Source organism: Bradyrhizobium sp. MI1.4 (genome assembly GCF_055811315.1).
Genome location: NZ_JBVVPP010000065.1, coordinates 31,242 through 39,968, shown reverse-complemented (window position 1 = coordinate 39,968; position 8,727 = coordinate 31,242). Strand labels below are relative to the sequence as shown.

General features: G+C 66.8%; 6 protein-coding genes. 4 read left to right on the top strand and 2 right to left on the bottom strand.

The features are described 5' to 3' along the window. Nucleotides 1–142: 142 nt before the first annotated feature. Entirely contained in the window at nt 143–3,577 is a 3,435-nt protein-coding gene (locus AC0L23_RS35975; protein WP_085357785.1) for a tetratricopeptide repeat protein, read from the bottom strand. A gap of 227 nt (nt 3,578–3,804) precedes the next feature. Beyond that, nucleotides 3,805–4,395, bottom strand: coding sequence for a PadR family transcriptional regulator (locus tag AC0L23_RS35970; protein WP_018460020.1), 591 nt, complete (start codon nt 4,393–4,395; stop codon nt 3,805–3,807). A gap of 200 nt (nt 4,396–4,595) precedes the next feature. On the opposite strand from AC0L23_RS35970, the gene AC0L23_RS35965 reads away from it, so the two are divergent. From AC0L23_RS35965 to AC0L23_RS35950, 4 genes are all read left to right on the top strand, one after another. Beyond that, a complete protein-coding gene (locus AC0L23_RS35965) occupies nt 4,596–4,982 on the top strand; it encodes a nuclear transport factor 2 family protein (protein WP_018460019.1) in 387 nt (128 codons plus the stop codon). 38 nt (nt 4,983–5,020) lie between these two features. Next, nucleotides 5,021–6,811 carry an acyl-CoA dehydrogenase C-terminal domain-containing protein gene (locus tag AC0L23_RS35960; protein ID WP_085357787.1) on the top strand — a complete coding sequence of 597 codons (1,791 nt, stop codon included), beginning with the start codon at nt 5,021–5,023 and terminating at the stop codon, nt 6,809–6,811. Nucleotides 6,812–6,868: 57 nt separating this feature from the next. Then, nucleotides 6,869–8,077, top strand: coding sequence for an acetyl-CoA C-acetyltransferase (locus AC0L23_RS35955; protein WP_018460017.1), 1,209 nt, complete (start codon nt 6,869–6,871; stop codon nt 8,075–8,077). Nucleotides 8,078–8,095: 18 nt separating this feature from the next. Further along, the coding region (locus tag AC0L23_RS35950) for an enoyl-CoA hydratase-related protein (protein WP_473358098.1) at nt 8,096–8,727 on the top strand (632 nt) is incomplete at its 3' end.

Here is an 8,727-nt window from a genome sequence, read left to right as displayed (position 1 = left end):
CCACCCCCCCCCCCCCCCCGCCGGGGGTTGGGCGGGCCAAACACCCCCCCCCACCTTACCCCTACCCCCCCCCCCGCCTCTTTATTGGGGGGCCCCCGGGCCCCGCGGGCCCACGACAAGAGGAGAAAGCGTACTAAACCGATTAATGCACAGCCGAGGCCGCGCGCTTGGCGGCAACCGGCTTCGGCGCAGGCTTCGCGTTGGCCTGCGGGGCGCTGTCCCAGCCGCCGTTCGGGGCCGCAACATTGACGGCGTCGTCGGGCTGCGGTTCGGCGCTGAAGGTCTGGATCGCGAGCTTGGCGGCGGCGAGCGATTGCGGGTCGAGCCGCTTGGCGACGTCGTCGCGCTTGCCGGCCGCGTCCGCATCGCCCTGGGCGGCGGCGAGCGTGAACCATTTATAGGACTCGGCGAGGTTCTGCTCGACCCCGATGCCGCGGGCATAGAGGATGCCGAGGTTGAACTGGCTGTCGGCGACGCCGCGGTCGGCGGCCTTCCGGAACCACAGTGCCGCGCTCTTGTAATTGGCTCCGCGTCCGCCGCCATCGGCGTCGAGCACCGCGAGATTGTGCATCGCCTTGGCGTTGCCGCGCTCGGCCGCCTGCGTGTAGTAGCGGCGGGCGATGTCGGCGTCCTTCTTCACGCCAAGACCCTTTTCGTAGAGTGTCCCGAGGCGGAAGGTTGCGGGCACGACGCCGGCCTGCGCCGCACGGTCGTACCATTTGGCGGCTTCGTCGTAATTCGCGGCCACGCCCTTGCCCTCGGCAAAGCGCACGCCGATCTCGTAGGCCGCGGTCGCATCGCCCTTCATCGCGGCGGTGCGCAAGCCGGGGCCACCGATGCCGTCAGGCAGCTTCTCGGTCGGCGGCACCTGGATCATCGCGAGTTTCGCGCGGCTCGTGCCGGACAGCGCGCCGGTGACGTCGCTCGACGCCGCAGGCGGGGTTGGCGCCGCGGTTTGCGGGATTTCGACCGAAGCGGTGCCGCTCGGGCTCGTCACGGACCCCGGCGCGGCATTGTTCTGCGACTGCTTTCCGATTGGCGTCGGCGAGGTCATCGAGGGCGTGACCTGCTCTGGCGCGGCGGGCTTGTTCTCAATGGACGGCAGGGCTCGCGGCGCGGGCTCGCTCGACGTATTCTCCATCGCCTGCGGCGCTGGCGACGAGCTGCTGCCATCGAGCAGGTTCATCGCCATCTTGAAGGTGCCGAGCACGATCACGACCACGCTCGCGCCGACCAGCAGCGAGCGGATCTTCGAGGTGATGGTCGACCCGCCTTCCTGGCCCTTGTCCTTGGCGCGGCCGGCAGACGCCTTGGCGGCCCGGCCGGTTTTCTCGGGTGGCTGCGCGGCGGCGGCTTGCGCTGCGCGGCGCGCGGCAGCGATGAAGCTCGACGACGACACCGGCTCCTTGGGCGCGGCCGGGATTTCGCTGATTGCGCTTTCGGACGCAGCGATGCGCTCGGACGGCGTGGCGATGCGTGCACCCGGCCTTGTGCCCGGCTCGAGCGGATGATCCGGCGGCAGTTCGGGCGCAAGCGCGGCGCGCGTGGGCGCGGTATGCGGCTCCAGGATTTCACTGATCGCGCGTGGCGGAACCGGCGGTGCCATCGGCATCGGCGGCGCCGCCGGCGCGGCGGCTTGGAATTCGCGCGGCGCGGCGGCGAAGGCGGCGTGCGCCGCCTGCGCGGCGGCTGGATTGGGCAGCTCGGGCTTCGGATCGTATTTCGGGTGCTGTTGCTGCGGCCGCGGCTCGTGCGCCATCGGCGCGGGCGCCATGGGAGCGGCCATCGGCTTCGGCATCGGCTGCGCCGCAGGGGCGGGCGGCGCGGTGCGCACATTGCGAAGATCGCCCTCGATCATCGAGAGACGATCGACGACGTGGCCAAGGGCGTTGTGGACGGCCTCCAGCGAATCCTGGGTGGTCCGGTTGGTCTCGGCTTGGCTGAAGCGGATGTCGGAGAGCTCGCGCTTGACGAGATCGACCATGCCGGAATCGGCGGGCGGCGCGGAGTTGCGGCTCTCCGCCAGCGCGGAATAGGTCGCCTGCTGCCGCTCCAGGTGGCGCAGGATGTCGTGCAACCCATCCTCGACGCGGCTGAAATTGCCGTTGCGCGGATCGGAGGCGGCCTCGAGCCGCTCCAGCAGATACGAGACCCGCTGTTCAAGATGAGCGAAGGTCGAAGCCGAGTCGTTGCCGACCTGCATGCGATCGAAACGGTCGGACAGGGCGCGGATCGCGCTTTCGAGTTGCTCGCTGCTCTCGGATGGCTGTGGGCGCTCGCGCGTTTCCAGAGCGGCGGTGAGCGCCGCGATGCGCTGTTCCAGCACCGCAAAACTGTCGCCTTGGCCGGACGCACGGGTGACCTGGTCGACCTTGGACGACAGCAGCTGCACGTCGTCCGAGAGCCGTGCCAGCGCTTCGTTGGAGGCAACGTTGGAGACGATGCCACGCAGCGCCGAGATCGCGCCTTCGAGCTGGCGGACCGTGGAAGGATCGTCATTGGCGCGCAGGATCAGATCGAGCTTGGCGCCGAGATTGCGGATCGCCTCGTCATAGCCGGTGAGCTGCTCGGCCGGCGTCAGCGTGCGGAGCACCTGCTTGATCTCGGACAGCGCGTGCTCGATGCCGGACAGGACCTGACCGTCGGTGCCGTTGGAGCGGGTCTCGTCGATGCGCCGATGCAGCGAGCGGATCTCGTTCTCGATCGATTCGATCGCGCGGCGCGGCATCGCCTCGGTGATGGCGTTGCGGATCTCCGCAAGCTCGCTGCGGAACGTGTTGATCGCCTGCTCGGTATTGTCAGGGCGCTGCAGCGATTCGATCTGGCTCGTGATCTTGAGCAGATGGCGCTCAAGCGCAGAGAAATCCGGCCCCGGCTGGGGTGGCGGCGGAGCATAGGCAGGCGCGGGCGGCGCCATCGGGGGCGCGTAAGGAGCTGCCGCGGGCGCGATCGGCGGCGCGGCGCGCGGCGGCATCTGCCTGGGCGTAAAGCCGTCGAGCTCGCTCTGCCGTGCCGTGATCTCGGCCACCGCGACGTCGAACGAAGCGGGGCTCAGGGGCGGTGAGTTGCGATAGACCTGTGCTGCCGCGCGCTCGACCGAATCGGCCTGGCGCTGGCGCATTTCAACGGGGGCCTGTCGCTGTGCCGGAGCCTGCTGCGGCTTTGAGATTTGCGACAGCCTTGCATCGAGCCGCGAGATCGCGTCGTTGAGCTGGCGCGCAACGCCCTGCTCGCGCGAGACGTCTGGCCGCGAAGTGTCTTGCCGCGAAGGATCTTGGCGCGAAGAATCTTGCCGCGGCGCCGGCTTCGAAATCCGTTCGATCTGCTGGGTGATGGCGTCGAGCCGCTGGTGGATGTCGGCGACTTCGCGGCTTTCCTGGCTCGGCACGTGACTCGGAACCTGCTGGGCCTGCGGGCGCTGGTCGTAAAGTCCGCGAAAATTCGGCGGAGCGGTCTCGCCGAGCGTGGAGTTCAGCCAATCGTTGAGTGACATGCCGGCGCGATGCGCAGCAGCTTCGGCCCGCTCCCGGACGGATGGATCGATGCCGTCAACACTCCACGATACGCGCGAATTCATGACTCTGTCCGGTTCCGACTCCGGCGCCCCACCCGGCGCCTCCAGTCTTCCCTCGCGTGCCGGTTGCAAAGACAATCGGATTTGGCGCGGGTCGTCTGCCTCGAAAATCGACTTTTGTCTGTTACGGTAAATAACGGGTTAAGGAACCCGTTGACGGTGTCTTAAAGTTGGGCGGCGGGGTGCGGGTGGCTTGCACACAAGCGCGGCCATGACGAAGCAGAGACACCTCAGCCCTTGCCCTCGCGCTTGCCATCCTCCAGCGGCACAACGGTGCCGCTTGCGCTCATCGCCGACAGGGCCTCGAGCGCTTCTTCGCAGAAATCGGCCACCATCTGCTCGTGCCGGGCGCCGAGCTGAAGCAGGAGGAGATTACCGAGGTCGAGCACGCCGGACGCCGCCCCTTCCGGAAAGCGCTTCTTCAGGATGCGCTCGTAGTTCTCGTGGCGATCGCGGTGGTGCTCGAGCCGGGCCATCAGGTCGGTGCGCATGGGCTCGAGGCCGATGCTGTCCAGCGCATGCAGCCGCACCAGGAGGTCATCCTTGATGGAAGGGGGCGTGCTTGGCCGCGCGGCCCAGTGCCGCAGCGCTGTTCGACCCTCCGGAGTCAGCGTATAGATCAGTTTATTGGGTTTGCCGGTTTGCACGACCTCGCGGCCCTGGATGTAGCCGCGGTCGCGCAGCTTGGAGAGCTCGCGGTAGATCTGCTGGTGGTCGGCCTTCCAGAAGAAGCCGATCGAGGAATCAAATGTCTTGGCGAGCTCGTAGCCCGTCATCGGACGTTCCGTCAGGCATGCGAGGATTGCGTCGCCCAAAGCCATGACCCGGTCCTCCTGTTGTCGATCTTAACCAATTGGCTTGACTTTATGCGCATCGGCGCATATGCGTCAATGTGCATATGAGGCGACCCAATAACGAGGGCAAAAACCGCCCCGAAAACCCCAATGGAATCAACCTTCGCGCTACTGTGCATGGGGTTGTTTTCGCGTTTTTTTGCCCGAGCCTTTAGGGAGGCACCTGAATGACCGGCCTCGAGTCCTGGTACGGCTACATGAAGTCGCATGACCGGGCAGCGCTCTGGGACCTGCTCCATCCCGACGCCGTCTTCGAAAGCCCTGTCGTGCACGCGCCGCAGCGCGGCCGCGACATCACCTTCAAATATCTGGCCAGCGCTGAGAAGGTGCTTGGCGGTCCCGGCTTCAGCTATGTCGGCGAATGGAAGAGTGAGAGCGGCGCCGTGCTCGAATTCAAGACCATGATCGACGGCATCGAGATCAACGGCGTCGACATCATCAGCTTCGACGGCGAGGGGCGCATCACGCATTTCAAGGTGATGGTGCGGCCGCTGAAGGCGATCAACATGCTGCATCGCCTGATGGCGGAACAGCTTGCCGCCACTCAATCCTAAGCCAATACCGTCACTTCAAGGCCTGCCGGGAGACCACCATGCCGATCTACAAAGCCCCCGTCGAAGACGTGAACTTCCTGCTCAACGACGTCTTCCAGATCGACCGCTACGACAATCTGGCCGGCTTCTCCGACGCGTCGAGCGACGTGCGCGAAGCCATTCTCGGCGAAGCTGCCAAGCTCGCCGAAGAAGTGCTGCAGCCGCTCAATCGCGTGGGCGATCTCGAAGGCTGCAAGCGCGCCGATGACGGTAGCGTCACCACGCCGACGGGATTCAAGGAGGCGTTCAAGCAGGTCGCCGAGGGCGGCTGGCTCGGCCTGTCGGCACCAACCGAGTTCGGCGGCCAGGGTCTGCCGGTGACGCTGAGCCAGGCGGTCAACGAATTCCAGATCTCCGCCAACATGGCGTTCTCGATGTATGGCGGCCTCACCATGGGCGCGACCGCGGCGCTGATCGTCCACGGCACGCCGGAGCAGAAGCAGACCTACGTGCCGAAGATGGTGGCGGGCGAGTGGACCGGCACCATGAACCTGACCGAGCCGCATTGCGGCACCGATCTCGGCATGCTCCGCACCAAGGCGGTGCGGCAGGCCGACGGCAGCTTCAAGATCACGGGCACCAAGATCTTCATCTCGGCCGGCGAGCATGACCTCGCGCCCAACATCATCCACCTCGTGCTTGCCCGCATTGAGGGCGCGCCCGCCGGCATCAAGGGCGTGTCGCTGTTCGTGGTGCCGAAATTCCTGGTCAATGCCGATGGTTCGGTCGGCGCACGCAACGGCGTGGTCTGCGGCTCGATCGAGCACAAGATGGGCATTCACGGCAATTCCACCTGCGTGATGAACTACGACAACGCCACCGGCTGGCTGATCGGCGAAGAGAACAAGGGCATGCAGGGCATGTTCGTGATGATGAACGAGGCCCGCCTCGGCGTCGCCGTGCAGGGTCTCGCGCAGTCGGAAGTGGCCTATCAGAACGCGGTCGCCTATGCGCGGGATCGCATCCAGGGCCGTTCGCTCACCGGTGCCAAGGCGCCGGACAAGCCGGCCGATCCGATCATCGTCCATCCCGACGTGCGCCGCACGCTGCTGTCGATCCGCGCCTTCAACGAGGCCGCGCGCGCCTTCGTGATGTGGACCGCGCTGAAGAGCGACGTCGCCCATCGCTCCGAGGATCCCAAGGACCGCCAGGCCGCCGACGATCACATGGGCCTGATGACCCCGGTTCTGAAGGGCTTTCTCACCGATTACGGCTTCGCCAACGCGGTGCAGGCGCAGCAGATGTATGGCGGCCACGGCTACATCGCCGAGCAGGGCATGGAGCAGTTCGTGCGCGATGCGCGCATCGCCATGATCTACGAAGGCGCCAACGGCATCCAGGCGCTCGACCTCGTCGGCCGCAAGCTGCCGCGCGACGGCGGCCGCGCCATCATGGCGTTCTTCGGCGAGGTCATGGCCTTCGCCAAGGAGAACGGCGGCGACGAGGCGATGAAGCCCTACATCACTCCGCTCTCGGCCTCGCTCGGCCATCTCCAGCAGGCCACCACCTGGCTGATGCAGAACGCGATGGCCAAGCCCGACAATGCCGGTGCCGCCGCAACCGATTACCTCAATCTCTTCGGCTTCGTCGCGCTCGGCTATATGTGGGCGAAGATGGCGAAGGTGACGCAAGCCAAGATTGCCGAGAGCGGGACGACGCCCTATCTCTCGACCAAGCTCGTCACCGGCCGTTTTTTCATGGAGCGGATGCTGCCGGAGACCGCCGCCAATCTCGCGCGCATCCAGGCCGGCTGCGCCACCATCATGGAACTGCCGGCGGAAGCGTTCTGAAGCCGCTTTCGCTGCGACCGGATCACGACCACAAGATCATCACATCAGGAGGGCGTCATGCCTGAGGCATTCATCTACGACCACGTCCGCACCCCGCGCGGCCGCGGCAAGGCGGACGGCGCGCTGCACGAAGTCACCGCGCTCGCGCTCGCGACCGTGCCGCTCAAGGCGCTCAAGGACCGCAACAACCTGCCCGAAGATTCCGTCGATGACGTCATTCTCGGCGTGGTCGATCCGGTCGGCGAAGCCGGCTCCGACATCGCGCGCTTTGCCGCGCTGAAGGCGGGCTTGGGCGAAGCGGTGCCGGGCGTGCAGATCAGCCGCTTCTGCGCCTCCGGCCTCGATGCCGTGAATTTTGCCGCAGCCCAGGTGATGAGCGGCCAGCACGAGCTCGTGATCGGCGGCGGCGCCGAATCGATGAGCCGCGTCGGCATCGGTGCTTCCGGCGGCGCCTGGCCGATGGACCCGTCGATGGCAGTGCCGGCCTATTTCATGCCGCAGGGTGTCTCGGCCGATCTGATCGCGACCAAATACGGCTTCTCGCGTGACGACGTCGACGCCTATGCGGTGCAGAGCCAGCAGCGTGCGGCGAAGTCCTGGGAAGAAGGCCGCTTTGACAAGTCGGTCGTCCCGGTGAAGGACATCAACGGCCTCACCATCCTCGCCAAGGACGAGCATATGCGTCCTTCGACGACGATGCAGTCGCTGGCGCAGCTGCAGCCGGCGTTCACGATGATGGCGCAGATGGGCGGCTTCGATGGCGTCGCCGTGCAGTCGCATCCGGAAATCGAACGCGTCAATTACGTGCACCACGCCGGCAATTCGTCGGGCATTGTCGATGGTGCCGGCGCCGTTTTGCTCGGCAGCAAGGAAGCCGGCGGCAAGTACGGACTGAAGCCGCGTGCAAGGATCCGCGCATTCGCCAATATCGGCTCGGAGCCCGCGATGATGCTGACCGGCCCGGTTGATGTCACCGAAAAGCTGTTCGCGCGCTCGGGCATGAAGAAGTCGGACATCGACCTGTTCGAGCTCAACGAGGCCTTCGCCTCGGTTGTGCTGCGCTACATCCAGGCCTTCGACATCGACAACGCCAAGATCAACGTCAATGGCGGTGCGATCGCGCTCGGCCATCCGCTCGGCGCGACCGGTGCCATGATCCTCGGGACGGTGCTCGACGAGCTCGAGCGCACCAACAAGGCGACCGCACTGGTGACGCTGTGCATCGGCGGCGGCATGGGCACCGCGACCATCATCGAACGCGTCTAAGGGCAGGGAGCAACCAGCATGGCTTACAAGAACTTCAAGGTTGAGACCGATTCCGACGGCATCGCGCTCGTGACCTGGGACATCCCGGGCCGTTCGATGAACGTGCTCGACGAGACATCGACCAGCGAGCTCGACGCGATCGTCAAGGCGACCACGGCCGACGCCGTGGTGAAGGGGGTCGTCATCACCTCCGCCAAGGAGGCGTTCTGCGCGGGTGCCGATCTTTCCATGCTCGAGGGCATGAATCAGGCCTACGCAAAAGTGTTTGGGGAGCAGGGCGAGACGGCCGCGAACCAGATGCTGTTCGAGCAGAGCCGGCGCTTCTCGCAGGTGCTGCGCTCGATCGAAACCTCCGGCAAGCCGTGGGCGGCGGCGATCAACGGCCTCGCGCTCGGCGGCGGTTTCGAGATTACGCTGTGCTGCCACTATCGCGTGGCGGCGGAGAATCCCAAGACCCGCCTCGGTCTGCCCGAGGTCAAGGTCGGCCTGTTCCCGGGCGCGGGGGGGGGGCCCCCCCCCCCCCCCCCCGGGGGGGCCCCCCCCCCCGGGGGGGGGGCCCCCCCCCCCGGGGGGGGGGGCGGGGGGGGGGGGGGGGGCGCCGCCCCCCCCCCCCCCCCCCCCCCCCCCCCCCCCCCCCCCCCCCCCCCCCC

Coding starts and splice junctions, on each gene's coding strand:
- AC0L23_RS35960 (WP_085357787.1), top strand. CDS start 5,021: ATGCCGATCTACAAAGCCCCCGTCGAAGACGTGAACTTCCTGCTCAAC.
- AC0L23_RS35955 (WP_018460017.1), top strand. CDS start 6,869: ATGCCTGAGGCATTCATCTACGACCACGTCCGCACCCCGCGCGGCCGC.
- AC0L23_RS35975 (WP_085357785.1), bottom strand. CDS start 3,577: ATGAATTCGCGCGTATCGTGGAGTGTTGACGGCATCGATCCATCCGTC.
- AC0L23_RS35965 (WP_018460019.1), top strand. CDS start 4,596: ATGACCGGCCTCGAGTCCTGGTACGGCTACATGAAGTCGCATGACCGG.
- AC0L23_RS35970 (WP_018460020.1), bottom strand. CDS start 4,395: ATGGCTTTGGGCGACGCAATCCTCGCATGCCTGACGGAACGTCCGATG.